At 67.7% G+C, this 25,820-nt stretch carries 23 protein-coding genes and 1 tRNA gene; 13 read left to right on the top strand and 11 right to left on the bottom strand.

Features of this window, described 5'->3' with window-relative positions; genetic code table 11:
- Window positions 1-138: 138 nt before the first annotated feature.
- Window positions 139-1,056, bottom strand: a complete 918-nt coding sequence (locus EX20_RS15260) for a class I SAM-dependent methyltransferase (RefSeq protein WP_034194027.1) — start codon at window positions 1,054-1,056, stop codon at window positions 139-141.
- Window positions 1,057-1,225: 169 nt separating this feature from the next.
- On the opposite strand from EX20_RS15260, the gene EX20_RS15255 reads away from it, so the two are divergent.
- Together EX20_RS15255 and EX20_RS15250 are read left to right on the top strand one after the other, a co-directional pair.
- Window positions 1,226-1,504 (top strand): YlcI/YnfO family protein, encoded by a 279-nt coding sequence (locus tag EX20_RS15255; protein ID WP_034194026.1) that lies wholly within the window; start codon window positions 1,226-1,228, stop codon window positions 1,502-1,504.
- Entirely contained in the window at window positions 1,501-1,809 is a 309-nt protein-coding gene (locus tag EX20_RS15250) for a type II toxin-antitoxin system RelE/ParE family toxin (RefSeq protein ID WP_034194025.1), read from the top strand. The genes EX20_RS15255 and EX20_RS15250 overlap by 4 nt, the downstream gene beginning before the upstream one ends.
- A gap of 24 nt (window positions 1,810-1,833) precedes the next feature.
- Here the strand turns inward: EX20_RS15250 and EX20_RS15245 are convergent, their stop codons facing one another.
- The 4 genes from EX20_RS15245 to EX20_RS15230 form a co-directional block, all read right to left on the bottom strand.
- Window positions 1,834-2,310, bottom strand: coding sequence for a DNA-deoxyinosine glycosylase (locus tag EX20_RS15245; RefSeq protein WP_034194024.1), 477 nt, complete (start codon window positions 2,308-2,310; stop codon window positions 1,834-1,836).
- Window positions 2,310-2,906 carry a chorismate--pyruvate lyase family protein gene (locus EX20_RS15240; protein WP_034194080.1) on the bottom strand — a complete coding sequence of 199 codons (597 nt, stop codon included), beginning with the start codon at window positions 2,904-2,906 and terminating at the stop codon, window positions 2,310-2,312. Before EX20_RS15240 ends, EX20_RS15245 begins: the two co-directional genes overlap by 1 nt.
- 8 nt (window positions 2,907-2,914) lie before the next feature.
- On the bottom strand, window positions 2,915-4,813 hold the full coding sequence (htpG, locus tag EX20_RS15235) for a molecular chaperone HtpG (protein ID WP_034194023.1): 1,899 nt from the start codon (window positions 4,811-4,813) through the stop codon (window positions 2,915-2,917).
- 155 nt (window positions 4,814-4,968) lie between these two features.
- On the bottom strand, window positions 4,969-6,429 hold the full coding sequence (locus EX20_RS15230; protein ID WP_034194022.1) for an aminotransferase-like domain-containing protein: 1,461 nt from the start codon (window positions 6,427-6,429) through the stop codon (window positions 4,969-4,971).
- 193 nt (window positions 6,430-6,622) lie between these two features.
- Between EX20_RS15230 and EX20_RS15225 the strand changes: the two genes are divergently transcribed.
- From EX20_RS15225 to EX20_RS15195, 7 genes are all read left to right on the top strand, one after another.
- On the top strand, window positions 6,623-7,318 hold the full coding sequence (locus tag EX20_RS15225) for a VOC family protein (protein WP_034194021.1): 696 nt from the start codon (window positions 6,623-6,625) through the stop codon (window positions 7,316-7,318).
- Window positions 7,319-7,393: 75 nt separating this feature from the next.
- The gene (locus EX20_RS15220; RefSeq protein ID WP_011885632.1) at window positions 7,394-8,302 is read left to right on the top strand and encodes a DMT family transporter; all 909 of its coding nucleotides are present in this window, start codon (window positions 7,394-7,396) and stop codon (window positions 8,300-8,302) included.
- Window positions 8,303-8,454: 152 nt separating this feature from the next.
- The gene (locus EX20_RS15215; protein WP_011885633.1) at window positions 8,455-9,636 is read left to right on the top strand and encodes an aminotransferase-like domain-containing protein; all 1,182 of its coding nucleotides are present in this window, start codon (window positions 8,455-8,457) and stop codon (window positions 9,634-9,636) included.
- Window positions 9,637-9,677: 41 nt separating this feature from the next.
- Window positions 9,678-10,136: a RidA family protein gene (locus EX20_RS15210; protein ID WP_011885634.1), complete on the top strand. Its 459-nt coding sequence runs from the start codon at window positions 9,678-9,680 to the stop codon at window positions 10,134-10,136.
- A gap of 13 nt (window positions 10,137-10,149) precedes the next feature.
- Entirely contained in the window at window positions 10,150-11,031 is an 882-nt protein-coding gene (locus EX20_RS15205; protein ID WP_014723426.1) for a PhzF family phenazine biosynthesis protein, read from the top strand.
- 220 nt (window positions 11,032-11,251) lie between these two features.
- Window positions 11,252-13,591: a bifunctional diguanylate cyclase/phosphodiesterase gene (locus EX20_RS15200; RefSeq protein WP_034194020.1), complete on the top strand. Its 2,340-nt coding sequence runs from the start codon at window positions 11,252-11,254 to the stop codon at window positions 13,589-13,591.
- A gap of 194 nt (window positions 13,592-13,785) precedes the next feature.
- Window positions 13,786-14,994: a chromate transporter gene (locus tag EX20_RS15195; protein ID WP_034194019.1), complete on the top strand. Its 1,209-nt coding sequence runs from the start codon at window positions 13,786-13,788 to the stop codon at window positions 14,992-14,994.
- Between the two features lie 47 nt (window positions 14,995-15,041).
- Here EX20_RS15195 and EX20_RS15190 read toward each other — a convergent pair whose 3' ends face one another.
- The gene (locus EX20_RS15190) at window positions 15,042-15,488 is read right to left on the bottom strand and encodes a multidrug/biocide efflux PACE transporter (protein WP_011885638.1); all 447 of its coding nucleotides are present in this window, start codon (window positions 15,486-15,488) and stop codon (window positions 15,042-15,044) included.
- Window positions 15,489-15,601: 113 nt separating this feature from the next.
- Between EX20_RS15190 and EX20_RS15185 the strand changes: the two genes are divergently transcribed.
- Entirely contained in the window at window positions 15,602-16,486 is an 885-nt protein-coding gene (locus tag EX20_RS15185) for a LysR family transcriptional regulator (RefSeq protein ID WP_011885639.1), read from the top strand.
- A 75-nt stretch (window positions 16,487-16,561) separates the two neighbouring features.
- Here EX20_RS15185 and EX20_RS15180 read toward each other — a convergent pair whose 3' ends face one another.
- From EX20_RS15180 to EX20_RS15160, 5 genes are all read right to left on the bottom strand, one after another.
- Window positions 16,562-17,020: a CopD family protein gene (locus EX20_RS15180; RefSeq protein ID WP_011885640.1), complete on the bottom strand. Its 459-nt coding sequence runs from the start codon at window positions 17,018-17,020 to the stop codon at window positions 16,562-16,564.
- Between the two features lie 259 nt (window positions 17,021-17,279).
- Window positions 17,280-19,601, bottom strand: coding sequence for a DNA topoisomerase IV subunit A (gene parC, locus EX20_RS15175; protein ID WP_011885641.1), 2,322 nt, complete (start codon window positions 19,599-19,601; stop codon window positions 17,280-17,282).
- 68 nt (window positions 19,602-19,669) lie between these two features.
- On the bottom strand, window positions 19,670-21,652 hold the full coding sequence (locus EX20_RS15170; RefSeq protein ID WP_011885642.1) for a DNA topoisomerase IV subunit B: 1,983 nt from the start codon (window positions 21,650-21,652) through the stop codon (window positions 19,670-19,672).
- 238 nt (window positions 21,653-21,890) lie between these two features.
- Window positions 21,891-23,876, bottom strand: coding sequence for an ATP-binding cassette domain-containing protein (locus EX20_RS15165; protein WP_011885643.1), 1,986 nt, complete (start codon window positions 23,874-23,876; stop codon window positions 21,891-21,893).
- 209 nt (window positions 23,877-24,085) lie between these two features.
- A complete protein-coding gene (locus EX20_RS15160; RefSeq protein ID WP_011885644.1) occupies window positions 24,086-24,490 on the bottom strand; it encodes a DUF4399 domain-containing protein in 405 nt (134 codons plus the stop codon).
- Window positions 24,491-24,685: 195 nt separating this feature from the next.
- On the opposite strand from EX20_RS15160, the gene EX20_RS15155 reads away from it, so the two are divergent.
- The 3 genes from EX20_RS15155 to EX20_RS15145 all read left to right on the top strand — a co-directional run.
- Window positions 24,686-24,868: a rubredoxin gene (locus EX20_RS15155; protein ID WP_011885645.1), complete on the top strand. Its 183-nt coding sequence runs from the start codon at window positions 24,686-24,688 to the stop codon at window positions 24,866-24,868.
- Between the two features lie 149 nt (window positions 24,869-25,017).
- A tRNA-Arg gene (locus tag EX20_RS15150) sits at window positions 25,018-25,092 on the top strand.
- Window positions 25,093-25,544: 452 nt separating this feature from the next.
- Window positions 25,545-25,820, top strand: a 276-nt coding sequence (locus EX20_RS15145; RefSeq protein WP_034194079.1) for a transposase, incomplete at its 3' end; no start/stop codon positions are given.

Raw genomic sequence — 25,820 nt, 5'->3', positions numbered from 1 at the left:
CGGCAAAACGGGTAAGCTGCGGCTCCCCTGGCTTCGCGCAAGTATAGGAGCCGCGGCTGCGTGGTCAAGCGGGGGCGAACCCGAGGTGATCCGCCCCCGCACGCGCGGTTGCACCGGCATGCGGCCGGTGCCTCAGCGTCAGATCGCGAACGAGGCGTCGCGTGCGCCGGTCGTTTCTTTCAAGGCTTTCACCCAGCTGCGGGCGGGCAGCTTGAGCGTGTCTTCGATCAGCTTCGCGCGTGCTTCGAGCTGCGCGAACGACACGTCGAGCGCGGGGCCGGAGAACGCGATCGCGATCCGGTTGCCGTCGTGCACTTCCGGCAGCGCGATCACGCGATGATCGAACGCCGCGTTCAGGTGCTTCATGTTGCGCACGAAGCTCGGATGATCGCCGAACAGGTTGATCGTCGCGATGCCCGCGTCGGCGAGGCAACCGCGCACCGCGCGGTAGAACGCGACGCTGTCGAGCACCGGGCCGCGGGCGGTCGCGTCGTACAGGTCGATCTGCAGCGCGCCCGTCGTGCCGCGGTTGGCCGGATCGTTGACGAAGTCCCACGCGTCGGCCTCGTGCACGACCAGGCGCGCGTCGTCCGGCGGCAGCGCGAACATCGTGCGCGCCGCGACGATCACGGCCGGGTTCAGCTCGACGGCCTCGACCTTCGCGTGCGGCAGGAAGCGATGCGCGAACTTGGTCAGCGCGCCGGTGCCCAGGCCGAGCTGAACGATGCGCGCGGGCGTTTCGAGGAACAGCAGCCATGCCATCATCTGCTGCGCGTATTCGAGTTCGATCGCGAACGGCTTCGACAGGCGCATCGCGCCCTGCACCCATTCGGTCCCGAAATGCAGGAAGCGCACGCCGCGCTCCTCCGAAAACGTGACGGGCGCGAAGCGCGGCTTGCGCGGCGCTTCGAGGACGGGCACGTCGTCGTGCTCGCCGATTTCCGGGCGGCGCTTCAGGCGCGGCGGCTGCAGTTTTTCGGAGCCGTTGTACGCGGACGCTGTGCGCTGCTTGAATGCGCGCGCCTCGGCGGACGCGCGCTTGATGAGTCGGGTCATGTTGAATCTCGTTGGATGACGCTGGATTAAGCGGACGAGAGGATAGCATTGCTCGGTCGCGGGTCGGCGCGGCGTGCCCGGGGCGGACGGGGCAGCCACGGGGCGACTCTTGCCGGCGACAAGGCCGTGCGCGACAATGCATCGCAACTGCGATACAGAAGAGGTCACGATGAAAACTGCGACTTTTCCGTCGATTCGGGTCGAACCGGAATTGCGAGAAGCGGCCGAGAACGTCCTTCAGGAAGGCGAAACGCTATCGGCGTTCGTCGAGCAATCGATCCGCGAAGGCATCGAACGCCGTCGCCTCCAGAGCGAATTCATCGCGCGCGGTCTCGCGTCGCGCGACGAGGCTCGTCGTACCGGGGAATATGTGTCGTCGTCCGAGGTACTGGAACGACTGGGCCGGCAGCTCGACACGCTGCGTGCCAGGACACGACAGGCGCGATGACGTATATGGTTCGCTTCACACCGGCGGCATCCCGTGATCTGAGCGAGCTCTATACGTTCATCGTCGAGCGCGACGATGCGGATGTCGAACTGGCCGAGCGTGCGCTGGCAGCTATCGCTTCGGGTATCGCAACATTGGAATCGTCGCCGTTCACGTGCCGCAAGGCTCATCCGTCGATGCCGTTTCTGCGGGAATTGCTCATCCCGTTCGGCGCATCGGGCTATGTCGCCCTGTTCGAAATCGACGACAGCCGGACGGTGACGGTCCTTGCCGTGCGTCACCAGCGAGAAAACGACTACCACTGACGTTCGCCAGCCGCCCAAGCCCGTTCAGCCGACGATGCGCCGCCACTGCACCAGCTTCTGCTCGAACGACAGCATCGCATACGCCGGGCTCGACGACGGCAGCACAAGCGTCTCGTAGCCGGCCTCGCCGATCACGTCGGCAAACCGCCCGGCCGTCTTCCCGTTGAAGCAGACCTTCCTCAGCAACGGCGCATGCGCGCTCAGCGACGCGAAGTCGTTCGGCTTCGCATTGCGGATTGCCGAATCGAGACTGCCTTGCCGATGGCACGCATCGAGGACGTCCCAGATGCCGACGCCGTGCGACAGCACGCGCTCGAGCCGCGCGTCGTAGGCGAGTTCGTGGAGTCCCGGCTCGCCGAGCACCGCGCCGAGCAGGCGCCAGAACTGATTGCGCGGATGCGCGTAGTACTGCGCGGCGTCGAGTGACGCCTCGCCGGGAAAGCTGCCGAGGATCATCGTGTGCGTGTCGCGCGCGACGACCGGCGGAAAGCCTTGCAGCATCACGCGTCTGCCCGCGGCCCGAGCGAGCGCGGGCCCTCGCCGTGCGCGGCGAGATGGCGCCACAACGCCGGCAGCATGCATTCCGTGACCATCAGCGGCTCGCCGTGCCGCTGGAATACCGAGCGCCGCGCGGCGAATGCATGCGGTGCGCGCTCGCGCTGCAGCGCATGGCTCGCGAGCGCATACAGCGGATGGCCGGCGATCACGCGCCGGCTCACGAGCGCCGAGCGCGCGACCTGCGGGTCGCTGTACAGCAATTCGGCGAGCGGGCGCGTGCGCAGCAGCCGCATCGCCTGCCATACGCCCTTGCTGGCCGCGAGCGGCGCGATGCTGTGCGCGGCGACGTACGGCACGCCGTCCACCGACAGGATCACCTCGCGCACCCACATCGGCGCGCGCGGCGCGCGTCCGACCGCGGCAGGCTCGTCGAACCACGGGCAATCGACGGCCTCGCGCGTCACGCGCACGCTCACGCTGCCGAGCCGCGCGAGATGCGCGGTCAGCGAACCGCCGCGCGTGAGCCAGTCGCGCTGCTCGAGCGTGCAGCCGGGCCGGGGCGTTGCGCGCCAGCCCGAGCGTGCGCCGTCGAATCGCATGCGCGAGTTCACGCGGCGCGCGACAGCAGCAGCGTGTTGGTGCGCTTAACGAAGCTCGCCGGATCGTCGAGCATCCCGCCTTCGGCCAGCAGCGCCTGGTCGAACAGCAGATGGCACCAGTCGCCGAAATCGGCGCTGTCGACGTTGAGCTGCTTGATGAGCGCGTGGTCCGGATTGATCTCGAGGATCGGCTGCATCGCCGGCGCGTTCTGGCCGGCCGCCTTCAGCATGCGCTGCAGGTAGCCGCTCATGTCGTTGTCGTCGGCGACGAGGCACGACGGCGAATCGGTCAGGCGGAACGTGGCGCGCACTTCCTTCACCTTGTCGCCGAGCGCTTCCTTCATCTTCTCGACGACCGGCTTGATCGCTTCGCCCGCCTGCTCCTGCGCCTTCTTCTCCTCGTCGTTCAGCTCGCCGAGGTCCAGATCGCCGCGCGCCACGCTCGCGAGCGGCTTGCCGTCGAACTCGTGCAGGAACGACAGCATCCATTCGTCGACGCGATCGGTCAGCAGCAGCACCTCGACACCCTTCTTGCGGAACACTTCCAGATGCGGGCTGTTCTTCGCGGCCTGCCACGTATCGGCGGTCACGTAGTAGATCTTGCTCTGCTCGGGCTTCATGCGCGACACGTAATCGGCGAGCGACACGTCCTGCGCGTCGGTGTCGCCGTGCGTCGACGCGAAGCGCAGCAGCTTCGCGATGCGCTCGCGGTTCGCGTGGTCCTCGCCGAGGCCTTCCTTCAGCACCTGGCCGAACGCGCTCCAGAACGTCTTGTACTTCTCCTTGCCGGCGTCGTCTTCGGCATTGGCCAGCTCCTCGAGCATCGACAGCGCGCGCTTGGTCACGCCCTCGCGAATCGCCTTCACGTCGCGGCTTTCCTGCAGGATTTCGCGCGACACGTTCAGCGGCAGGTCGGCCGAATCGACGACGCCCTTCACGAAGCGCAGGTATTGCGGCAGCAGCTGCTCGGCGTCGTCCATGATGAACACGCGCTTCACGTACAGCTTCAGGCCGCCGCGGTAGTCGCGGTTCCACAGGTCGAACGGCGCGTGCGCCGGCACGAACAGCAGCTGCGTGTATTCGCTGCGGCCTTCGACGCGGTTGTGCGTCCACGTGAGCGGATCCTGGTGGTCGTGCGCGATGTGCTGGTAGAACTGCGTGTACTGCTCGTCGCTGATGTCGCTCTTCGAGCGCGTCCACAGGGCGCTGGCCTGGTTGACCGTCTCGTCCTCGTCCTTCAGGACCATCTCGCCCTTTTCCTGATCCCACTCTTCCTTGCGCATCAGGATCGGCAGCGCGATGTGATCGGAATACTTCTGGATGATCGACTTCAGGCGGTGCGACGACAACAGATCGTCCTCGCCTTCGCGCAGATGCAGCGTGATCGTCGTGCCGCGCTGCGCGCGCTCGATCGCGTCGATCGTGAAGTCGCCCTCGCCGGCGCTTTCCCAGCGCACCGCTTCGTTCGCGGGCAGGCCGGCGCGGCGCGTCTCGACGGAGATCTTGTCGGCGACGATGAAGCCCGAGTAGAAGCCGACGCCGAACTGGCCGATCAGCGCCGCATCCTTCTGCTGGTCGCCGGAGAGCTTCGTGAAGAATTCCTTGGTGCCCGAACGCGCGATCGTGCCGAGGTTCGCGATCGCCTCGTCACGGCTCATGCCGATACCGTTGTCCTCGATCGTGATCGTGCGCGCCGCCTTGTCGAAGCCGATGCGGATGCGCAGGTTCGGATCGTTCTCGTACAGCGCGTTGTCGGCGAGCGCTTCGAAACGCAGCTTGTCGGCCGCGTCGGACGCGTTCGACACCAGTTCGCGCAGGAAGATTTCCTTGTTGCTGTAGAGCGAATGGATCATCAGGTGGAGGAGTTGCTTGACCTCTGCCTGAAAGCTCATCGTTTCGTGTGCCATGGATGCTTTTCCTCTTACTTGAACTCGAATGGTGTGGCGCGGGCGCCCGGTACGTGACGCGGGCTGGCCCGTCAAGGACGACCGCCTGGCGCAAGCGGTGTGCGCGCAAATCTGGGGACGGCCGCCCGGTTTTCAAGGGGGCGGCCGCCGCAGCGTCACGATGCGCGTCGCGCGGCCGACTCGATATAGCGCGCGAGAAACCCCGGCAGCGCCGGATCCCCGCAATTCGCGACGTTGAAGCGCGTCCACGTCGACGTCGACTGCTGCGGCGAGAACAGGCTGCCGGGCGTCAGCAAGAAACCTGCCTCGTGCGCGGCAGCCGCGAGCGCGTCCGAATCGACGCCCGTGTCGGCCCACAGGAACATCCCGGCCGCCGGCATCGTGAAGAGCCGCAGCCCGGTGCGCTCCAGCATCCGCGCGGTCTTGTCGCGCACGCCGTCGAGCCGCGCGCGCAGCCGCTCGACGTGGCGCCGGTAGTGCCCTTCGGTCAGGATCTTGTAAAGCACGCGCTCGTTGAGCTCGGGCGTCGTCATCCCGACCAGCATCTTCTGGTCGGTCACCGCCTTCGCGATCTCCGGCGCGCACGCGACGTAGCCGACCCGCAGGTTCGCCGCGAGCGTCTTCGAAAAGCTGCCCAGGTAGATGACGCGCTTGAGCTGGTCGAGGCTCGCGAGCCGCGTGGCCGAATAGCTCGGCGGGCACAGGTCGCCGTACACGTCGTCCTCGACGACGAGGAAATCGTACGCCTCGGCCAGCTTCAGGATGCGGAACGCCTGCGCGGCCGACAGCGACGTGCCGGTCGGGTTCTGCAGCACCGAATTGATCACCAGCATCTTCGGTCGCCACATCTGCACGAGCGTCTCGAGCGCGTCGAGATCGGGGCCGTCGGGCGTGTACGGCATCCCGACGAGCTGCGCGCCCTGCGCCGCAAAGCGGCCGAACATCTGGAACCACGCCGGATCGCCGACGATCACCGCGTCGCCGGGCCGGACGTAGATGCGCGAGATCAGGTCGATCGCCTGCGTGATGCCCGACACCAGCACCAGCTGCTCGGGCTTCGCGCCGATCTCGACTTCGGCGAGGCGCGTCTGCAATTGCTGGCGCAGCGGCAGGAAGCCCTGCGCGGTGCCGAAGCCGAGCATCTGCGCGCCCGACTGGCGCCCGAGCGCGCGCAGCGCGCCGGTAATCAGCTCGCCGTCGAGCCAGCGGGCCGGCAGATAGCCGAGGCCCGGCCCCTTCTCCGGGCTGACGGTGTGCAGCATGTTGCGCAGCAGCCAGACGACGTCGATCGTGTTGTGCACCGGCACGGCCTCGGCCGCGCGGCCGACGTGGTCGGCCGGTTGCGGGCCCGCGGCCGTGCGTTCCCTCACGTAGAAGCCGGAGCCGCGCCGCGAGTCCAGGTAGCCCTGCGCCACCAGCCGCTCGTACGCCTCGACGACGGTGAAGCGCGACACGCTCTTGTCGAGCGCGAGCTTGCGGATCGACGGCATCCGCATGCCGGGCCGGAACACACGTTCGTCGATGCGGCGGCGCGCCCACTGGACGAGCTGGTCGACGAGCGTGAGCGTCGCCGTGTCGTGCGGCGCGGGAATCTGGGCGAGTGGGACGGTGGACATGGGCGGCAGCTCCAACTGTACCGAAGGCTATCGCGCCGATTGTACCGTTACTGTGCCGGTCCGGACGATTACAGTTGTCCGCAATGGCGATCGTGCGGCCATCGCGGGCGTGCCGCATCGGCGGCGCCTCCGGCCTCGGCCGGCCGTGCGACCGACCGCCCACCGTGACACCCTCCTTTCCCGACCGACGTTCATGCCCTCCCGTTCCCTGTCCATCGACCATCTCGTCATTGCTGCGCGCACGCTCGACGAAGGCGTGCGCCATGTCGCCCGCGCGCTCGGCATCGAACCGTCCGGCGGCGGCCGCCATCCGCTGATGCGCACCCACAACGCGCTGTTCGGCGCATGGGGCGGGCTGTACGTCGAAGTGATCGCGATCGACCCCGACGCGCCTGACACCGCTGCCCCCGACTCGACGCCGCCGCGCCCGCGGCTGTTCGCGCTCGACGATCCGGCGATGCACGCACGGCTCGCCGACGGTCCGTTCCTCGCGCACTGGGTCGCGCGCGTCGACCGGCCGCGCTCGCTCGCGCTGTGGCAGAGCCAGTACCCCGAGCGGATCGCGCCGGTCGTGGCGATGCGCCGCGGCGACCTCAGCTGGGGCCTGACGGTGCCGGACGACGGCGCGTTCCCCGCCTGGCAAGGCGCCGGCGACGGCCTCGTGCCGTCGCTGATCCAGTGGGACAGCGCGCAGCACCCGGCCGCCTCGTTGCCGGACACCGGCGTCGCGCTGAAGTCGCTCGAGGGCGTCCATCCGCGTGCCGAGGCGATCCGCGAGCAGCTCGACTGGCTCGGCGCCGCTCACCTGCTCGGCGTCGAAGCCGGCAACGGGCCGCCCGCCCTCGTCGCGCACTTCGATACGCCGCACGGCACCCGCACGCTGCGCTGAACGCCGCCGCGCGCCCGCTCACGAAACCCGCCGCTACAGCGATACACCGATACGCCGATAAGGAGCACCTACCTGATGAATTCCCGCGAAACCCGCGGCATGCTGCTCGGCCTCGTCGGCGTGATGATCTTCAGCCTCACGCTGCCGATGACACGCATCGTCGTCTCGGAGCTCAATCCGCTTCTGAACGGGCTCGGCCGCGCGCTCGCCGCGTCGGTGCCGGCCGGCCTGCTGCTGTGGTGGCGCCGCGAGCGGCTGCCGACGCGCGCGCAGCTGAAAAGCCTCGCCGTCGTGTCGGCCGGCGTGATCGTCGCGTATCCGGTGTTCTCCGCGTGGGCGATGAAGACGGTGCCGGCGTCGCACGGCGCCGTCGTCAACGGGCTGCAGCCGCTGTTCGTCGCGCTGTACGCGGCGTGGCTGTCGCACGAACGGCCGTCGAAGGCGTTCTGGGCCAGCGCGCTGGCAGGCAGCGCGCTCGTGATCGCGTTCGCGCTGCGCGACGGCGGCGGCACCGTGCAGGCGGGCGATGCGCTGATGCTCGTCGCGGTCGGCATCGGCGCGCTCGGCTATGCGGAAGGCGCGCGCCTCGCGCGCCAGATCGGCGGCTGGCAGGTGATCTGCTGGGCGCTGGTCGTGTCCGCGCCGGTGCTGGTGCTGCCGGTCGGCTGGCTCGCGTGGGCGCAGCACGTCGCGCACCCGGCGCCGCTCGCGCTACGCACGTGGCTCGCGTTCGGCTACGTGACGCTGTTTTCGCAGTTCATCGGCTTTTTCGCGTGGTACGCCGGGCTCGCGATGGGCGGCACCGCCCGCGTCGGCCAGGTGCAGCTGCTGCAGATCTTCTTCACGATCGCGTTTTCCGCGCTGCTGTTCGGCGAAACGGTGACGCCCGCCACGTGGCTGTTCGCGGCCGCCGTGATCGCGACCGTGATGCTCGGCCGCCGCTCGGCGGTGGCCATGGCCGCGCGTCCCGCTCGCGCCGGCTGATGAGGTGCGCCATAATGTTCGCTTTGCCTGAACGGTTCTGCCCACCCGGCCGCGAAGGCCAGAGCGCGCTCCCGCACGCCCACCCGGCGGCGGCGACGCCATCAGCCCGACCGACCTTTCTTGACTGACCCCGATATCCGAACGAGGAGACTATGAATCCGAGCGACCTGCACCCGCCGCACTGGCAGCTTTCCGAACGCGCCCGCAAGCTGACCAGCTCGGCGATCCGCGAGATCCTGAAGGTAACGGAACGCCCCGAGGTCATCTCGTTCGCCGGCGGCCTGCCCGCCCCCGTCACGTTCCCGGCCGAACGGATGCGCGCCGCCGCCGACCTCGTGCTGCGCGACGCGCCGGCCGCCGCGCTCCAGTACAGCGCGACCGAAGGCTACCTGCCGCTGCGCGAATGGATCGCCGAGCGCTACGGCGTGCGCGTGTCGCAGGTGCTGATCACGACCGGCTCGCAGCAGGCGCTCGACCTGCTCGGCAAGGCGCTGATCGATCCGGACAGCCCGGTCCTCGTCGAAACCCCGACCTACCTCGGCGCGCTGCAGTCGTTCTCGCTGTACGAGCCGCGCTACGTGCAGGTGCCGACCGACGAGCAGGGCCTGCTGCCGGAAGGCCTGACGCCGGCCCTGACCCAGGGCGCGCGCCTGCTGTACGCACAACCGAACTTCCAGAACCCGACCGGCCGCCGCCTGCCCGTCGAGCGCCGCCGCGCGCTCGCCGCGTTCGCGCAGTCGAGCCCGTTCCCGGTGCTGGAGGACGATCCTTACGGCGCGCTGAACTACCAGGGCGAGCCGCTGCCCACGATGCTGTCGATGGCGCCGGATCACGTCGTCCACCTCGGCACGTTCTCGAAGGTGCTCGCGCCGGGCCTGCGGCTCGGCTACATCATTGCGCCCGAGGAGCTGCACTTCAAGCTCGTGCAGGCCAAGCAGGCCACCGATCTGCACACGCCGACGCTCACGCAGCGCATCGCGCACGAAGTGATCAAGGACGGCTTCCTCGACGAGCACATCCCGACGATCCGCAAGCTGTACAGCGCGCAGTGCGACGCGATGCTCGCGTCGCTCGCGCGTCACATGCCGGAAGGCGTCACGTGGAACCGCCCGGAAGGCGGCATGTTCATCTGGGTGAACCTGCCCGCGCAGATCGACAGCATGAAGCTGCTCGAGGCGGCGGTCGCCGACCACGTCGCCTTCGTGCCGGGCGCGCCGTTCTTCGCGAACGACGCGCAGCGCAACACGCTGCGCCTGTCGTTCGTGACGGTGCCGCCGGAAAAGATCGAGGAAGGCGTCGCGCGCCTGGGCAAGCTGCTGCGCGAGCGCCTTTGACCCCTTTCACCTGTCACGACTCTCTACGAGGAATCGAATTCATGGCTAACGTCTACGACAAGCTCAAGTCGCTCGGCATCGAGCTCCCGACCGCCGGCGCACCGGCCGCCGCCTACGTGATGAGCGCGCAAAGCGGCAACACCGTGTACCTGTCGGGCCACATCGCGAAGAAGGACGGCAAGGTCTGGGCCGGCAAGCTCGGCGCCGATCTGACCACCGAAGACGGCAAGGCGGCCGCGCGCTCGATCGCGATCGACCTGCTCGCGACGCTGCACGCTCACACCGGCGACCTGAACAAGGTCACGCGCATCGTGAAGCTGATGAGCCTCGTCAACTCGACGCTCGACTTCACCGAGCAGCACGTCGTCACGAACGGCGCGTCGGAGCTGATCGCCGAAGTGTTCGGCGACGCCGGCAAGCATGCGCGCTCGGCGTTCGGCGTCGCGCAGATCCCGCTCGGCGCGTGCGTCGAGATCGAGCTGATCGCCGAAGTCGCGTAACGCGCGCATCGCGATGACCGGCCGCCGCGTCCGTTTCAAACAGGTCGACGTCTTCACGTCGGTACCGTTCAAGGGCAACCCGCTCGCCGTGGTGTTCGACGCCGACTCGCTCGGCGACGACGACATGCTGACGATCGCCCGCTGGACCAACCTGTCGGAAACCACGTTCGTCTGCACGCCGAGCGATCCGCAGGCCGATTATCGCGTCCGGATCTTCACGCCGGGCGGCGAACTGCCGTTCGCCGGTCATCCGACGCTCGGCACCGCGCACGCGTTCCTCGAAAGCGGCGCGCGGCCGCGCACGCCCGGCCGGCTGATCCAGCAGTGCGGCGTCGGCCGCGTCGAGCTGCGCGAGCAGCCCGACGGCTGGGCCTTCGCCGCGCCGCCGGCGCGCTTCACGCCGCTCGACCGTTCGGACTACCCGGCGTTGGCAGCCGCGCTGCGCAGCGACGCGATCGATCCGGACGCCGAACCGTGCGCGGTCGACAACGGCGCACCGTGGCTCGTCGTGCGGCTGACGTCGGCCGACGCGTGCGTCGGCCTCGCGCCCGATCCGGCCGCGCTGGCCGCGCTCACCCACCGCTACGGCACGCACGGGCTCGCCGCTTACGCGCCGCATCCCGACGGCGGCCCGGCAACGTTCGAAATTCGCTGCCTGATGAGCGGCGGCGGCTTCGCGACCGGCGAAGACCCGGTCACCGGCAGCGCCAACGCCGCGATCGCCGGCCTGCTGAGCCGCCAGCAACGGCGGCCCGGCGCGTCGTATACGGCGCGCCAGGGCACCGCGATCGGCCGCGACGGCCGCATCGCCGTACGCTACGACGACGACGGCACGATCTGGATCGGCGGCAACGTCGTCACGATCGTGGACGGCACCTTCTCCCTGCCCGCCTGACGTTTCGCAATGTGCGACGGCGCCGGCGATGCCGGTGCCCCCTACGATTCCCCGGCTATCGCAAAAGCGTTCCAGCCAGTAATATCGGGCCTAATCCGTCGCTTCGGCGGGTCTGTCCTTGATTGCGCATCCCGCGAACGAACAGACGCCGGTGCGCCCCAACCCTAGCCGACCATCCCGACACGGGATGACGCACGCGAGCAGAACGCCGCCCTCTTCGATGAGCTCCGCCCGGTCAAATCACACGCCGCCGACGCGGCCGCTGCGCGCGCCGCGTAGGTCGCGCCGGCGTGCGCTGTTCGCCATCCCGCTGCTCGGGATGCTGGCGCTTGCACTGCTGTGGGCGGTGATCGTCGCGCGGCTGTCGGTGGAGAAGGACAGCGCGTACAAGGAAGCGGCGGCGTCCGCGGCGATCCTGTCGTCCGCGCTCGAACAGCACACGGTGAAGGCGATTCACCAGGTCGACCAGATCACCCGCTTCGTCAAGTTCGAGTTCGAGAAGTCGCCCGCGCGCTTCAATCTCGCGAGCGCGGTCGAGAAAGGCGTGGTGCCCAGCGACACGCTGATCCAGGTATCGCTCGTCAACGCCAAGGGCGTGCTGTTCGCGAACACCACCGAGCCGCATCCGAAGCCGATCAACCTCGCCGATCGCGAGCACTTCAAGGTCCATCTCGCGCACAACGACGACCGTCTGTACATCAGCAAGCCCGTGCTCGGCCGCGTGTCGAGCCACTGGACGCTGCAGATGACGCGTCGCCTGAACAACCCGGACGGCAGCTTCGCGGGCATCGTCGTGGTATCCGAAGATCCGAGCTACTTCACCAACGACTTCTACAACAACGCGGCGATCGGCAAGGAAGGCGTGATCGCCGTCGTGTCGGACACGGGCGCCGTGCTCGCGCGGCGCACCGGCTCGTTCAGCAACGCGCCGGGCGCGTTCTCCGCGTCGGGCGTCTATCCGATCGCCGAACGCGTGACCGGCACGATCGTCGATCCGATCGACGGCGTCACGCGCATCGTGTCGTACCGCCACCTCGACGGCTATCCGCTCGCGGTGATGGTCGGGCTGTCGCAGAAGGAAGAGTTCGCGGACTACTATCACACGCGCAACGTCTATCTGCTGATGACGAGCTTCATCACGCTCGCGATGCTCGCGTTCTTCGGCGTCGCGACCGGGCTGATCGGCAAGCTGCTCGGCCGCGAGCGCGAAATGACGCAACTCGCCGAATACGATCTGCTGACCGGGCTCGCGAACCGCTACGCGACGCTGCGCGGGCTGCGCAACGACGTGTCGATGCCGGCCAGCCTGTCGCGGCTCGGCCTGCTGTTCATCGACCTCGACAACTTCAAGACCGTCAACGACACGCTCGGCCACAACGCCGGCGACATCGTGCTGCAGATGACCGCGTCGCGCCTGTCGGACGCCGTCGGCGACGAGGGCTCGCTCGCCCGGATCGGCGGCGACGAGTTCGTCGTCGTGATGAAGGGCGACGACATCGAACGCCGCGCGGTGCGGCTCGCCGAATCGGTGATCCGGATGTTCGCCGAGCCGTTCGACGTGCGCGGCAGCTCGTTCGTGCTGCACGCCAGCATCGGCATCGCGCTGCACACGGTCGCGAACGAAAGCGAGATCGACCTGCTGAAGAAGGCCGACCTCGCGATGTACAGCGCGAAGGACGCCGGCAAGAACTGCTATCAGTTCTACGCGCCGCATCTGTCGCACCGCGCCGATCACCTGATGCGCTGGGAACAGCAGCTGCGCGTCGCGCTCGCCGAAGCGCAGCTGTTCCTCGCGTACCAGCCGAAGATCGATCTCACCCACCGCACGATCACCGGCTTCGAGGCGCTGGCGCGCTGGGACCATCCCGAACACGGCATCATCTCCGCGAACGAATTCATTTCGACGGCCGAATCGACCGGGCTGATCGTGCCGATCGGCGACTTCGTGATCCGCACCGCGTGCGAGCAGCTCGCGCGCTGGCGCGACGACGGCCACGACACGCTGACGCTCGCGGTCAACATCTCGCCGGTGCAATTCTGGCGCGGCGACCTGATCGAGACGATTTCGCAGGCGCTGCAGGACACCGGCATCGACGCGAGCCGGCTCGAACTCGAGATCACCGAGACCGCGATGATGGAATATCCGGAGCTGGTGTCCGAGAAGATCGTCGCGCTGAAGAAGCTCGGCATCCGCATCGCGCTCGACGATTTCGGCACCGGCTACTCGTCGCTGTCGTACCTGCACCGCTTCTCCGTCGATACGCTGAAGGTCGACCGCTCGTTCGTGCAGGCGATCCCGAATGATCGCAGCGTGTGCGTGATGGTGTCGTCGATCGTGCATCTCGCGCGCTCGCTCGGCCTGACGGTGGTCGTCGAAGGCACCGAGACCGAGGAGCAGATCGCGTGGCTGTCGGCGCTCGGCGAGATCGAAGCGCAAGGCTTCCTGTTCTCGCGGCCGGTGCCGGCCGACGCGATCCCCGCCCTGATCGCCCGCTACGGCGTGTACGGCGGCGGGTCGAGCGGCGGCGCGCTGCGCGCCGCCGGCAGCACGGGCACCTGACGTTCCGCCATACGCGGCGCGTTGCGCTGCATGCCGATTGTTTCGGTTTCCGATCCGGTTGTTTAGTTCATTAATTAGCGTTTTCGCGCATGGCAGTGTCATGATGCGCGGCGGACAATCGGGAGGGCCATCGTGCCGGCGCTCCGCCGGCACGCCCTCACGCGCGACCGGATCCGGCGCCAACTGCACTCGTCATGACTACCATCGAAGTCGAAGCGGCCGAACGTATCGATCAGGCTCAGGCGTCGCTGTGGACCCTGTTCAAGGTCGTCGCCGGCATTTCCGCCGTGTCCTGGGGTGGCCTGTCGATGATGGCGCAACTCGAACGCCACTATGTCGACCGCCTGCAGCGCATCGACCCGCAGGTATTCGCCGATCTCGTCGCGCTCGCATGGCTCGTGCCGGGCCCGGTCGGCTGCAATGTCGCGATCCAGGTCGGGCAGACGCTGCACGGCCGCGTGGGCGCATGGATCGCCGGCATCGCGAGCGTATTGCCGTTCTTCCTCTTGATGACGCTGTTCGCGGCGTTCTATCGCACGCCGATCGTGCGCTCGCTGACCACGCCGATGCTGATCAATCACTTCGGGATGGTGCTGGCCGCGCTGATCGGCGTCACGTGGCTCAAGCAGTTGCGCACGCTCGCTCGCACGCCGCTGGAGCAGCTGATCGCCGCGCTGTCGACGATCCTGCTCGCTTTCGCGCACAGCCCGGCCGCGTTCGTCGGCATCCTGTTCGCGGCGTTCGCCGCGGGCTGGCTCAGTGGGCCGCCGCAACACGCGGCGGTCGACTTCACGCTGTCCGCGCGCGATCGCAACCTGCTCGTGCTGCTCGCCGTGCTCGTCGCGGTGTTCGCCGTGCCGCTGCCGGGCGACTACCAGGCGACGCTGTTGTGGCCGCGGCTCGCCGGCGCCGGCATGACGCTGTTCGGCGGCGGCTTCTCCGCGCTGCCGGTGCTCAAGACGCTGTTCGTGTCGCCCGCGACCGGCATCTCCGATCACGACTTCACGCTCGCGTTCGCGCTGTCGCCGGTCTCGCCCGGCCCGTTGCTGAACGTCGTGCCGTTTCTCGGCTATCTGACCGACGGCTGGCTCGGCGCGCTGCTCGCGACGACCGCGCTGTTCGTGCCGTCCGGGTGTCTGGTCGTGTTCGCGCAGAACCACCTGTCGCGGCTCAAGCGCCATTCGCGCTTCGAGCACGGAATGCGGCTGCTGCGTGCGGCGACCACCGGCTTTCTCGTCGTCGCCGTCGTCAAGATCCTGCATCGCGAGCCGGTCGATCCCGTTTATTGGCTCACCGGCGCGTTCGCGACGCTGTGCTTCGCGCGCTTCAAGGCGCCCGTGTATGCGGTGTACGGGGCGGTCGCGATCGCGTGCGGCGCGTGGCTGTGGGCCGCCGCGCACTGACGTACTGACGCCGCGCCGTGCGCCGCCCGCGCGCCGCCCGCGCGCGGTCAGCCCGCCTGCGCGGCGACGCGGCGCGCGACGATGCGGGCGCGCAGCGCGTCGTACGCGAGGTTGAAGCCGAACGTGTACGGCAGAAAGAACAGCACGATGCCGAGATCCAGCAGCAGCGCGTCGACGATGCCGACGTTCAGCCACCATGCGGCGAGCGGCACCACCATCGCGACGAGGCCGAGCTCGAACGCCACCGCATGCACGACGCGCATGCGCAGCGTACGCGCGACGCGCGCCCGGCGCTCGAAGCGGTCGAACAGCGCGTTGAACGCGATGTTCCACGCCATCGCGATCAACGACACCATCACCGTCAACGCGCCCACGTGCGACACCGGCATGTCGAGCAGCCACGCGCCGAGCGGCGCGCACAGCGCGATCGCCACGAGTTCGAACGTCAGCGCGTGAACGAAGCGCTCCATCAGCGTCTTGCTGGTCTGTTGCATGATTCCCTCCGATGCATTGGTTTCAACCGATGCGGCCATTCTGATCGGTCCGACGACGCTCATCCAGTTTGCTACCATCGGTTTTGCCGATATAACGAGATGAGACCCGCCGCATGCGCCACGCTCCCGAAGCCCTGCTCGCCTTTGCCGAAGCCGCCCAGCTCGGCTCGTTCTCGGCCGCCGCGCGCAAGCTCGGCAAGCGCCAGTCGACGGTATCCGAAGCGATCGCGAACCTCGAGATCGACCTCGGCGTGCGGCTGTTCGACCGAGCGACGCGCACGCCGACGCTGACCGATGCCGGCCGCGCGCTGCTGCCGCAGGTGCAGCGCGCGCTGGAGGCCGGCGCGGCGATCGACCGCATCGCCGCGCGGCTCGCGCACGGCGAGGAAGCACGCCTGACGCTGGTCGTGTCGGACACCTACCAGTCGAAGCGTTACGAGGAGACCTTGATGGCGCTCGAGCGGCGTTTTCCCGCGCTCGAGCTCGAATGCCAGATCGCCGAGCACGACGACGTGCTCGACCTGATCCAGCAAGGCCGCGCGCAGCTCGGGCTGATGGCGGCGCGGGCCGTCTACCCGGCCGATATCGGCGCGGCGACGGTCGCGGAGGAATCGGAGATCGGCCTGTTCGTCGGGCGCATGCATGCATTGGCCGCCTACGGCGACGCCGAGGTGCCGCATGCGGCGCTGCGCGACGCGCGCGAGTTGCGCCTGAACACGTACGTGAAACCGGAGGACCAGCGCGCGGAGGACCGGATCGTCGTCGGCACGCAGCGCTGGCTCGCGCCGAGCTACCTGATGCTGCTGGAAATGGCGGTGCTGGGGTTCGGCTGGGCCGAACTGCCGCGCTGGATGGTCGAGCACTTCGCGCGCGACCGGCTGTGTGAATTGCGTGCGCGCGGCTGGCCGCGCCGGGTCCGCGTCGATGCGGTGTGGTCGCGCAACCGGCCGCTCGGCCCGGCCGGCGCGTGGCTGCTCGATGCGATGCTGGCCGCGTAGCGGCGCGCCGCTCTGCCGGCGTCGGCGCCAGCGCCGGGCCGCGCCGAGCGGCACGAACCCGTCAGCCGGCCCCGCTCAGAAGCCGCGCGCCAACACGGCCACGCCGATCGTCACGACGCCGAGCACCAGGTTGACGACCACCAGCAGCCGCACCGCATTCACCGCGCGCGCGCCGTCCGGCCAGTTCTGCGCCTGCACCGCGCGACGGATACGGGGGAACAGCGCGAAGCGGATGTGGCCGAAGATCAGCATCATCACGACGCCGAGCCCGGCCATCGCATGCAGCGGCCAGGTCGCGTGCGCGCCGCCGAACGCGGTGAGCAGGAAGCCGCCCGACAGCAGGATCACGAGCACCGCGCCCGACACCCAGTTGAAAAACCGGCCGAACACGCCCTCGATCAACGGCAGCCGCAGCTGCGGCGTCAGATCGGACAGCGCCGGGCGCAGGCAGAAGTGCGCGAACACCATCCCGCCCACCCACACGGCGACGGCCAGCAGATGAAGAAACAGCGCGACGGCAACGGCGTGGGACATGGTGACGATCCTGGGGTAGCGGGTTCAGTGCAACGAACGACCGCATCGCACGCGGTCTCGAGCGACGTTCGACCGGCCAGCCAGCGCTCGGTTCAGGCGCATGGCCGCATTTGACAATATTTTGCAACTTCCGCGCGACGACGCCAGCGCCGCGCCGTCGCCCATTCTTCGCACATTCGTCGCCGCAAAAGCACAGGCCGCACCGGCGCCGAAGCGCGGGTGCGGCCCGTCGTGCCGGCGCGCGCCGGCGGATGCGTCGTCAGCCGAGCAGCGGGCGCAGCTCGTTGACGACCTTCAGCTTCGTGTCGGGCGCGCGGCCCTTGCGTGCGCGCTTGCCGATGTGCGGCGCGAGCCCCGCGTACGACAGCGTTTCGTCCTGCACCTTGCCGCCGCGGCCGGTGCCGATCAGTACGACGCCGGCCGGGTCGATCGCGAGCGCCTGCACGAGCGTTTCCTTGTCGTCGAGCGCCATCAGCGTCACGCCGCGGCCGCCGCCGGACAGCGTCTTCATCTCGTCCATCGCGAACACCAGCAGCCGGCCGCCGCTCGACAGACACGCGACCTGCGTCGCGTTCGGCAGCACGGGCATCGGCGCGAGCGGCACCGCGCCCGCGTCGATCGTCATGAACGACTTGCCGGCCTTCACGCGGCTCACCATGTCGCCGACCTTCGCGAGGAAGCCGAAGCCGTTGCTCGACGCCAGCAGCAATTGCTGATCGACCGGCGCGGCGTAGTAGTGCATCAGATGCGAGCCCGATTCGAGCTCGATCAGCGAGGTGACCGGCACGCCGTCGCCGCGCCCGCCCGGCAGCACCGACACGTCGACCGAATAGACGCGTCCGCTGCTGCCCCAGGCGATCAGCCGATCGGGCGTGCGGCACTGGAACGCCGCGTACAGGCCGTCGCCGGCCTTGAACGAGAAGCCGGCCGGGTCGAGCCCGTGGCCCTTCAGCGCACGTACCCAGCCCTTTTGCGAGACGACCACCGTCACCGGCTCGTCGACGACCTTCGCCTCGAACGTCGCGCGCTTTTCCTGCTGGATCAGCGTGCGGCGATCGTCGCCGTACTGCTTCGCGTCGGCTTCGATCTCCTTGATCATCAGCCGCTTCATCGCGCTTTCGTTCGCGAGCAGCTCCTCGAGCTTGGCCTTCTCGTCGCGCAGCGCGTCGAGTTCCTTCTCGATCTTGATCTTCTCGAGCCGCGCGAGCTGACGCAGGCGGATCTCGAGGATGTCTTCCGCCTGGCGCTCGGTCAGGCCGAACGCGCTCATCAGCGCGCTCTTCGGCTCGTCCGACTCGCGGATGATGCGGATCACCTCGTCGATGTTCAGGAAGACGATCATCCGCCCTTCGAGGATGTGAATGCGGTCGTCGACCTTCGCGAGACGATGGCGGCAGCGCCGCGTCATCGTCGACTGGCGGTACTTCACCCATTCGTCGAGGATCGTCAGCAGGCCCTTCTGGCCCGGCCGGCCGTCGGCGCCGATCATCACGAGGTTCAGCGTCGCGTTCGATTCGAGGCTCGTGTAGGCGAGCAGCGTGTTGACGAATTCCGTCTGGTCGATCGTGCGCGACTTCGGCTCGAACACGAGCCGCACCGCCGCTTCCTTGCCCGACTCGTCGCGCACCGCGTCGAGCAGGTCGAGCATCGCTTTCTTCGTGTTGAGCTGCTCGGGCGTGAGCGTCTTCTTGCCGAGCTTGAGCTTCGGGTTGGTCAGCTCCTCGATTTCCTCGAGCACCTTCTGGCCCGACGTGTTCGGCGGCAGCTCGGTGACGACCAGCTGCCACTGGCCGCGCGCCAGATCCTCGATCTTCCACTTCGCGCGCACCTTCAGGCTGCCGCGGCCGGTTTCGTACGCCGCCGAGATTTCAGCGTCGCTCGAGATGATCTGACCGCCGCCGGGGAAGTCCGGGCCGGGGATCAGGTTCATCAGCTCCGCGTGCGTGAGCTTCGGATTGCGGATCAACGCGACCGCGGCGGCCGCGACCTCGCGCAGGTTGTGCGACGGGATTTCCGTCGCGAGGCCCACCGCGATGCCCGACGCGCCGTTCAGCAGCACGAACGGCATGCGGCTCGGCAGCGTCTTCGGCTCCTCGAACGAGCCGTCGTAGTTCGGCATGAAGTCGACCGTGCCCTGGTCGATCTCGTCGAGCAGCAGCTTCGAGATCGGCGTGAGGCGCGCTTCGGTGTACCGCATCGCCGCCGCGCCGTCGCCGTCGCGCGAGCCGAAGTTGCCCTGCCCGTCGATCAGCGGATAGCGCAGCGAGAAATCCTGCGCGAGGCGCACGAGCGCGTCGTACGCCGACTGGTCGCCGTGCGGGTGGTATTTACCGAGCACGTCGCCCACCACGCGCGCCGACTTCACCGGCTTCGCGTCGGGACCGAGACCCATTTCGTTCATCGCGAACAGGATGCGGCGCTGCACCGGCTTCTGGCCGTCGCAGACGTCCGGCAGCGCGCGGCTCTTCACGACGCTGACCGCGTAGCTGAGGTACGCCTGCTCGGCGTAGTTGCCGAGCGTCAGCGCATCGGTGTCCGGTGCGTCGGGGCCGGCAAAGAGATCGGCAGTGTTGTCGTCCATCTGAATTCCGTATTCTTAACTGACATGAGGCGGGCCGGGCGCGCGGCCCGGCCGTGCGGATGCCCGGCTTAGATATCCGCTTCGACGTCGTTGCCCTTTTCCTCGAGCCAGCCGCGCCGCGCGGCTGCCTCGCCCTTGCCCATCAGCATCGTCATCCGCGCGACGGTCGCCTCGTAGTCGAGCTCGCCGAGCTTGACCGGCATCAGGCGGCGCGTGTCGGGGTTCATCGTCGTGTCCCACAGCTGCTCGGCGCTCATTTCGCCGAGGCCCTTGAAGCGGCTGATGCTCCACTGCGTGTCGCGCACGCCGTCCTTGCGCAGCTTGTCGAGCGTCGCTTCGAGCTCGCCTTCGTCGAGCGCGTAGAGCTTCTGCGCGGGCTTCTTGCCGCGCGCCGGCGCGTCGACGCGGAACAGCGGCGGGCGCGCGACGTACACGTGGCCGCGCTCGATCAGCTGCGGGAAGTGCTTGAAGAACAGCGTGAGCAGCAGCACCTGGATGTGCGAGCCGTCGACGTCCGCGTCCGACAGGATGCAGATCTTGCCGTAGCGCAGGTTCGACAGGTCGACGGTATCGTCCGGGCTGTGCGGATCGACGCCGATCGCGACCGAGATGTCGTGCACCTCGTTGTTCGCGAACAGGCGGTCGCGCTCGGTTTCCCACGTGTTCAGCACCTTGCCGCGCAGCGGCAGGATCGCCTGGTATTCCTTGTCGCGGCCCATCTTCGCGGAGCCGCCCGCCGAGTCGCCCTCGACGAGGAACAGCTCGTTGCGCGCGATGTCTTCCGTCTCGCAGTCGGTCAGCTTGCCCGGCAGCACCGCGACGCCCGAGCTCTTGCGCTTCTCGACCTTCTGGCCGGCGCGCGTGCGCGCCTGCGCCTGCTTGATCACGAGCTCGGCGAGCTTCTTGCCGTGCTCGACGTGCTGGTTCAGCCACAGTTCGAGCGCCGGACGCGAGAACGACGACACCAGCTTGACCGCGTCGCGGCTGTTCAGCCGCTCCTTGATCTGCCCCTGGAACTGCGGATCGAGCACCTTCGCGGACAGCACGAACGACACGCGCGCGAACACGTCTTCCGCCAGCAGCTTCACGCCCTTCGGCTGCAGGTTGTGCAGTTCGACGAAGCTCTTCACCGCCTGGTAGAGCCCGTCGCGCAGGCCCGACTCGTGCGTGCCGCCGGCCGGCGTCGGAATCAGGTTCACGTACGATTCGCGCACGAGCGAGCCTTCCTCGCTCCATGCGACGACCCACGACGCGCCCTCGCCTTCGGCGAAGGTGTCGTCGGTCGAACGCGCATCGGCGAAACGCTCGCCCTCGAACAACGGAATCAGCAGCTCGCTGCCGTTCATCTCGTCGAGCAGGTAGCCGCGCAGGCCGTCTTCGTATTTCCACGCCTGGCGCTCGCCCGTCTTCTCGTTGACGAGCACGACCTCGACGCCCGGCAGCAGCACGGCCTTCGAGCGCAGCAGGCGCTGCAGCTCGCCGAGCGGCAGGTTCGGCGAATCGAAGTACTTCGGATTCGGCCACACCTGCACGCGCGTGCCGGACTTCTTCTCGCCGCGGCCGGCCGCCTGCGTCGCGAGCGGCTTCACCACGTCGCCGTCGGCGAAGCCGAGGCTGGCGATCTTGCCTTCGCGCCAGACCGTCACGTCCAGACGCGTCGCGAGCGCGTTGGTCACCGACACGCCGACGCCGTGCAGACCGCCCGAGAACGTGTATGCGCCGCCGGCGGCCTTGTCGAACTTGCCGCCCGCGTGCAGGCGCGTGAACACGATCTCGACGACCGGCACGCGTTCTTCCGGGTGCATCCCGAACGGAATGCCGCGGCCGTCGTCCTCGACCGACACCGACTGATCGGCGTGCAGCGTGACCGTGATCTGCTTGCCGTAGCCGCCGAGCGCTTCGTCGGACGCGTTGTCGATCACTTCCTGGATGATGTGCAGCGGATTTTCGGTACGGGTGTACATGCCGGGCCGCTGCTTGACCGGCTCGAGACCCTTGAGCACCTTGATCGATGCTTCGCTATAGGCCGCGCTGGGCTTCTTCGTTGACATAGATGCTGAATTTCGTCATTCATCGGGACGTTGTCCACATCTCGTGTGGATAACGTCGTGGACAAAACGTTGAGTTCCGTAAAAAAGCGAATCGAAACAACGGTGTGCTCGGACTGCTCCGAAAGCGGGCGCGACATGCGCGGCCCGGGACGCGCGGTATTTTACTGGTTCCGCGCGACGGCCCGGTTGCGATGACGGCGGCCGGCCGCTGCCGGCCGCGGCGCGCCGCGGCGGCCCGTCACACCGGCTTGCGCTTCGCCTCGAGCGTTTCCCACCGCTCGAGCGCGGCGAGGAGTTCATCGTCGATCGCCGCGAACCGCTCGGTCAGGCGCGTGCCTTCCTGCGGATCCTTCGCGAAGATCGAGCCGTCCTCGAGCTGCGCATTGATCGTTTTCTGTTCCGCTTCGAGCGCCGCGATTTTTTCCGGCAGCGCATCGAGCTCGCGCTGCTCGTTGAACGACAGCTTCACCGTGCGTTGCGCATTACGGCCGGCCGCGCTCTTTGCCGCGTCGTCCTTGAGCGGCGCGGCCTCCTTCACCGTGCGCTTCGCCGCTTCCTGTTGCGCCAGTTGCTGCGAGCGCTCGCTCTGGATCTGCCAGTCGGTGAAGCCGCCGACGTATTCGCGCCACTTTCCGTCGCCCTCGGCCGCGATCACCGACGTCACGACGTTGTCGAGGAACGCGCGATCGTGGCTGACCAGCAGCACCGTGCCGTCGTAATCGGCCAGCAGTTCTTCGAGCAGTTCGAGCGTCGGGATGTCGAGGTCGTTGGTCGGTTCGTCGAGCACCAGCACGTTCGCCGGACGCGCGAACAGGCGCGCGAGCAGCAGCCGGTTGCGTTCGCCGCCCGACAGCGACTTCACCGGCGAGCGGGCGCGCTCCGGCGCGAACAGGAAGTCGCCGAGATAGCTCATCACGTGCTTGCGCACGCCGCCGATCTCGATCCATTCGCTGCCCGGGCTGATCGTGTCGGCCAGGCTCTTTTCCTGGTCGAGCTGCGCGCGCATCTGGTCGAAGTACGCGACCTGCAGGTTCGTGCCGATGCGCACCGTGCCGCCGTCGGGCTTCAGCTCGCCGAGGATCAGCTTGAGCAGCGTCGTCTTGCCGGCGCCGTTCGGACCGACGAAACCGATCTTGTCGCCGCGCATGACCGTCGTCGAGAACCTGTCGACGACCGTGCGTTCGCCGTAGCGCTTCGTCACGTCGGTCAGCTCCGCGACGATCTTGCCGGACTTCTCGCCCTGCGCGACGTCGAGCTTCACGTTGCCCTGCGCGTTGCGGCGCTCGGCGCGTTCGTTGCGCATCTGCACGAGCCGCGCGACGCGGCCCACGCTGCGCGTGCGGCGCGCCTCGACGCCCTTGCGGATCCACACTTCTTCCTGCGCGAGCAACTTGTCGAACTTCTCGTTTTCCACGCGCTCGACTTCGAGCTGCTGCGCCTTGCGCGTCTGGTAGGCCGAGAAATTGCCCGGATAGGACAGCAGCCGGCCGCGATCGAGCTCGACGATGCGCGTGGCGACACGGTCGAGGAACGCGCGATCGTGCGTGATGAACAGCAGGCCGGCGCGCTGCGCGACGAGCAGCTCTTCCAGCCAGCGGATGCCGTCGAAGTCGAGATGGTTGGTCGGCTCGTCGAGCAGCAGCACGTCGGGCTGCAGCACCAGCGCGCGCGCCAGCGCGACGCGTTTTTGCATGCCGCCCGACAGCGCGTCGACGGGCGCGTCGCCGTCGGTCAGGCCGATCTGCGCGAGCGTCATCGATACGCGCGTGCGCCAGTTCCACGCGTCGTGCGTATCGAGCGACGACTGCAGCGCGTTCATTCGCGCGAGCAGCGCGTCGTGCTCGGCGCCTTCGGGCGTTTCGGCGAGGCGGTGCGCGATCGAATCGTATTCTTCGAGCACTTCGCGCGTGTGCGTGAGCCCCGACGCGACGGCATCGAACACGGTCGCGCCCGGCTCGAATTCGGGCTCCTGCGGCACGTAGACGGTCACGAGCTCCTGCTGGCGCGTGATCAGCCCGTCGTCCGGCTTCGCGAGCCCCGCGACGATCTTCAGCAGCGACGACTTGCCCGCACCGTTGCGACCGATCAGACCGACGCGCTCGCCGGCCTCCAGCGAGAAGTCCGCGTGATCGAGCAACGCGACGTGACCGAACGCGAGTTGCGCACCGGTAATGGAATAAAGCGACATGGGCAGACGGCGAAGAGAGAAATCGGAAGCGCCCATTGTACCGGTGGCGCACGCGTGCGCCGGGATGGCCGGATGGACGATGGCGGTGAGCGGCTTTTTGGGTATCGGCCGGCGCTGACGGCGACAGCGTGTCGGCACGCCGCGGCGCCGGCACCGTGCGAACGATGCGGCGGGCGGCCGGCCGCCGCTTGACGGCCGCTTCCTGGTAGCCGCTTAGCAGCCGGGCGCCCGCTTGTGGGACGCGTTTACTTCACGTTGATCGTGATCGTCGAGCTCATCTCCGGCCCGTACGAGCGGTGCGCACCGTCGCCGAGTTGCAGCGTCAGCGTGTGCTGGCCGGACGGCAGCTTGACGTCGGTTTCGGTCTGGCCCTTGCCGAAGTGCAGCGAATGGTCGGTGGCGGGAATCACGTCGCCTTTCGGCACCGGCTTGCCGTCGATCAGCAGGTGATGGTGGCCGGTGTCGGGCGTCATGTCGCCGGCCGGCTTCAGGTCCATGCCTTCGAGACCGAACTTGACGTGCACCGGGCTCGATACCGTCGCGCCGTCCTGCGGCTCGACGAAGAACACGCGCGCCTCGGCCCGCGCGAGCGTCGACACGGCCAGCGCCGCGACACAAACCGCACCCGCGATCCACTTCTTGTTGAGCATGTTTTCTCCTTCGGATTGAAAGGTTCACGAAGCATACACTGCGCGTCCCGGCCGCGCGACGGCGAACGTTGTTCGCGATGCGCACGCTTGAACGACGTTGCGCGGGCGTTCGGCGGAATTCCGGTACCATTGCGCCTCTCGTCCGCTGGCCGCGCCGCGGACGACATCAGCGACTTTCATCCTCCCGAGCACCACATGAGCGAAGTAACCGAATACCAGAGCTGGGTCTGCCTGATTTGCGGGTGGGTCTACAACGAAGCGGAAGGCCTGCCGGACGACGGCATCCCCGCCGGCACGCGTTTCGCCGATATCCCCGCCGACTGGCGATGCCCGCTGTGCGATGTGGGCAAGGAAGATTTCGTGGTTGTCGATTTCTGAGGCGGGTTTCTGAGGCGCAGCTTCTGAGGCGATTGCGCGGAGCGAATCGTATTCGCTCCGCCGGCGCGCCGCGCGTTTGCTATACTCTGCGCGCTGTCCACCTTGCCGTCCCGGTCGCGTCTTGAGCACGCGATATCGCGGACATGGCCCTCCCCGTAGTTCAATGGATAGAACAAGCGCCTCCTAAGCGCTAGATACAGGTTCGATTCCTGTCGGGGGGACCAGTCAGGCGCCGATAACAGCCCAGATCGCCTAAAAAGCCCCGCAAAGCCTTTGCTCTGCGGGGCTTTTTGCTGCCATCATTGCTCAATGTTGCCCCGTATCACGATATAGCGCCGGTCGGATTACCTCGCGGAGCTAAAAGCAGGTACCGACAATAATACGTTTTACCGGAGCGGCAGCTTGATCGATAGACGAAGCGTCGGGGCGCATTATTCTTTCTTTTCCTCGGGCTACAGCCCGAATCGGATTGTGTATTAGGAACGTTCGCCTATCCGTAATCCAATGTATGAGTGGCATTCAAGGACATCTGCAACAACCGGTGACTGACGTTCACCGGATCGCGGAAGGTCGCCTCAAATCGACCGTGCATTGAAGTTGCAACCGTCATTGGACTTTGCGGAGAGTGAACCGCACCGAATTTTGTGGAGGCTCGGATTCTTGAGAGAATCGAGCCATGAACAAGAAGGCAACCAAGTTTTCCCCGGAAGTCCGGGAGCGCGCAGTGCGTCTGGTACGTGAGCAGCGTAGCGAACATCCGTCGATGTGGGCGGCGGTCGAATCGATTGCGCCGATGATCGGCTGTACGCCGCAGACGCTGCTGGATTGGGTCAAGCGCGAGGAGATCGATCGTGGGGAACGTGATGGCGTGAGCACGGCCGAGCGTGAACGCATCAAGGCCCTGGAGCGTGAGGTCAAGGAACTGCGCCGTACCAACGAGATTCTCAAGCTG

Source organism: Burkholderia sp. WP42 (assembly GCF_000745665.1).
Classification (GTDB): Bacteria; Pseudomonadota; Gammaproteobacteria; order Burkholderiales; family Burkholderiaceae; genus Burkholderia; species Burkholderia vietnamiensis.
This window is presented reverse-complemented; position numbering and strand designations above follow the sequence as displayed.

Excerpts from the sequence above, each read along its gene's own strand:
- EX20_RS15260 (WP_034194027.1), bottom strand. The coding sequence starts at position 1,056 with ATGACCCGACTCATCAAGCGCGCGTCCGCCGAGGCGCGCGCATTCAAG.
- EX20_RS15255 (WP_034194026.1), top strand. The coding sequence starts at position 1,226 with ATGAAAACTGCGACTTTTCCGTCGATTCGGGTCGAACCGGAATTGCGA.
- EX20_RS15250 (WP_034194025.1), top strand. The coding sequence starts at position 1,501 with ATGACGTATATGGTTCGCTTCACACCGGCGGCATCCCGTGATCTGAGC.
- EX20_RS15245 (WP_034194024.1), bottom strand. The coding sequence starts at position 2,310 with ATGCTGCAAGGCTTTCCGCCGGTCGTCGCGCGCGACACGCACACGATG.
- EX20_RS15240 (WP_034194080.1), bottom strand. The coding sequence starts at position 2,906 with ATGCGATTCGACGGCGCACGCTCGGGCTGGCGCGCAACGCCCCGGCCC.
- htpG (WP_034194023.1), bottom strand. The coding sequence starts at position 4,813 with ATGGCACACGAAACGATGAGCTTTCAGGCAGAGGTCAAGCAACTCCTC.
- EX20_RS15230 (WP_034194022.1), bottom strand. The coding sequence starts at position 6,429 with ATGTCCACCGTCCCACTCGCCCAGATTCCCGCGCCGCACGACACGGCG.
- EX20_RS15225 (WP_034194021.1), top strand. The coding sequence starts at position 6,623 with ATGCCCTCCCGTTCCCTGTCCATCGACCATCTCGTCATTGCTGCGCGC.
- EX20_RS15220 (WP_011885632.1), top strand. The coding sequence starts at position 7,394 with ATGAATTCCCGCGAAACCCGCGGCATGCTGCTCGGCCTCGTCGGCGTG.
- EX20_RS15215 (WP_011885633.1), top strand. The coding sequence starts at position 8,455 with ATGAATCCGAGCGACCTGCACCCGCCGCACTGGCAGCTTTCCGAACGC.
- EX20_RS15210 (WP_011885634.1), top strand. The coding sequence starts at position 9,678 with ATGGCTAACGTCTACGACAAGCTCAAGTCGCTCGGCATCGAGCTCCCG.
- EX20_RS15205 (WP_014723426.1), top strand. The coding sequence starts at position 10,150 with ATGACCGGCCGCCGCGTCCGTTTCAAACAGGTCGACGTCTTCACGTCG.
- EX20_RS15200 (WP_034194020.1), top strand. The coding sequence starts at position 11,252 with ATGAGCTCCGCCCGGTCAAATCACACGCCGCCGACGCGGCCGCTGCGC.
- EX20_RS15195 (WP_034194019.1), top strand. The coding sequence starts at position 13,786 with ATGACTACCATCGAAGTCGAAGCGGCCGAACGTATCGATCAGGCTCAG.
- EX20_RS15190 (WP_011885638.1), bottom strand. The coding sequence starts at position 15,488 with ATGCAACAGACCAGCAAGACGCTGATGGAGCGCTTCGTTCACGCGCTG.
- EX20_RS15185 (WP_011885639.1), top strand. The coding sequence starts at position 15,602 with ATGCGCCACGCTCCCGAAGCCCTGCTCGCCTTTGCCGAAGCCGCCCAG.
- EX20_RS15180 (WP_011885640.1), bottom strand. The coding sequence starts at position 17,020 with ATGTCCCACGCCGTTGCCGTCGCGCTGTTTCTTCATCTGCTGGCCGTC.
- parC (WP_011885641.1), bottom strand. The coding sequence starts at position 19,601 with ATGGACGACAACACTGCCGATCTCTTTGCCGGCCCCGACGCACCGGAC.
- EX20_RS15170 (WP_011885642.1), bottom strand. The coding sequence starts at position 21,652 with ATGTCAACGAAGAAGCCCAGCGCGGCCTATAGCGAAGCATCGATCAAG.
- EX20_RS15165 (WP_011885643.1), bottom strand. The coding sequence starts at position 23,876 with ATGGGCGCTTCCGATTTCTCTCTTCGCCGTCTGCCCATGTCGCTTTAT.
- EX20_RS15160 (WP_011885644.1), bottom strand. The coding sequence starts at position 24,490 with ATGCTCAACAAGAAGTGGATCGCGGGTGCGGTTTGTGTCGCGGCGCTG.
- EX20_RS15155 (WP_011885645.1), top strand. The coding sequence starts at position 24,686 with ATGAGCGAAGTAACCGAATACCAGAGCTGGGTCTGCCTGATTTGCGGG.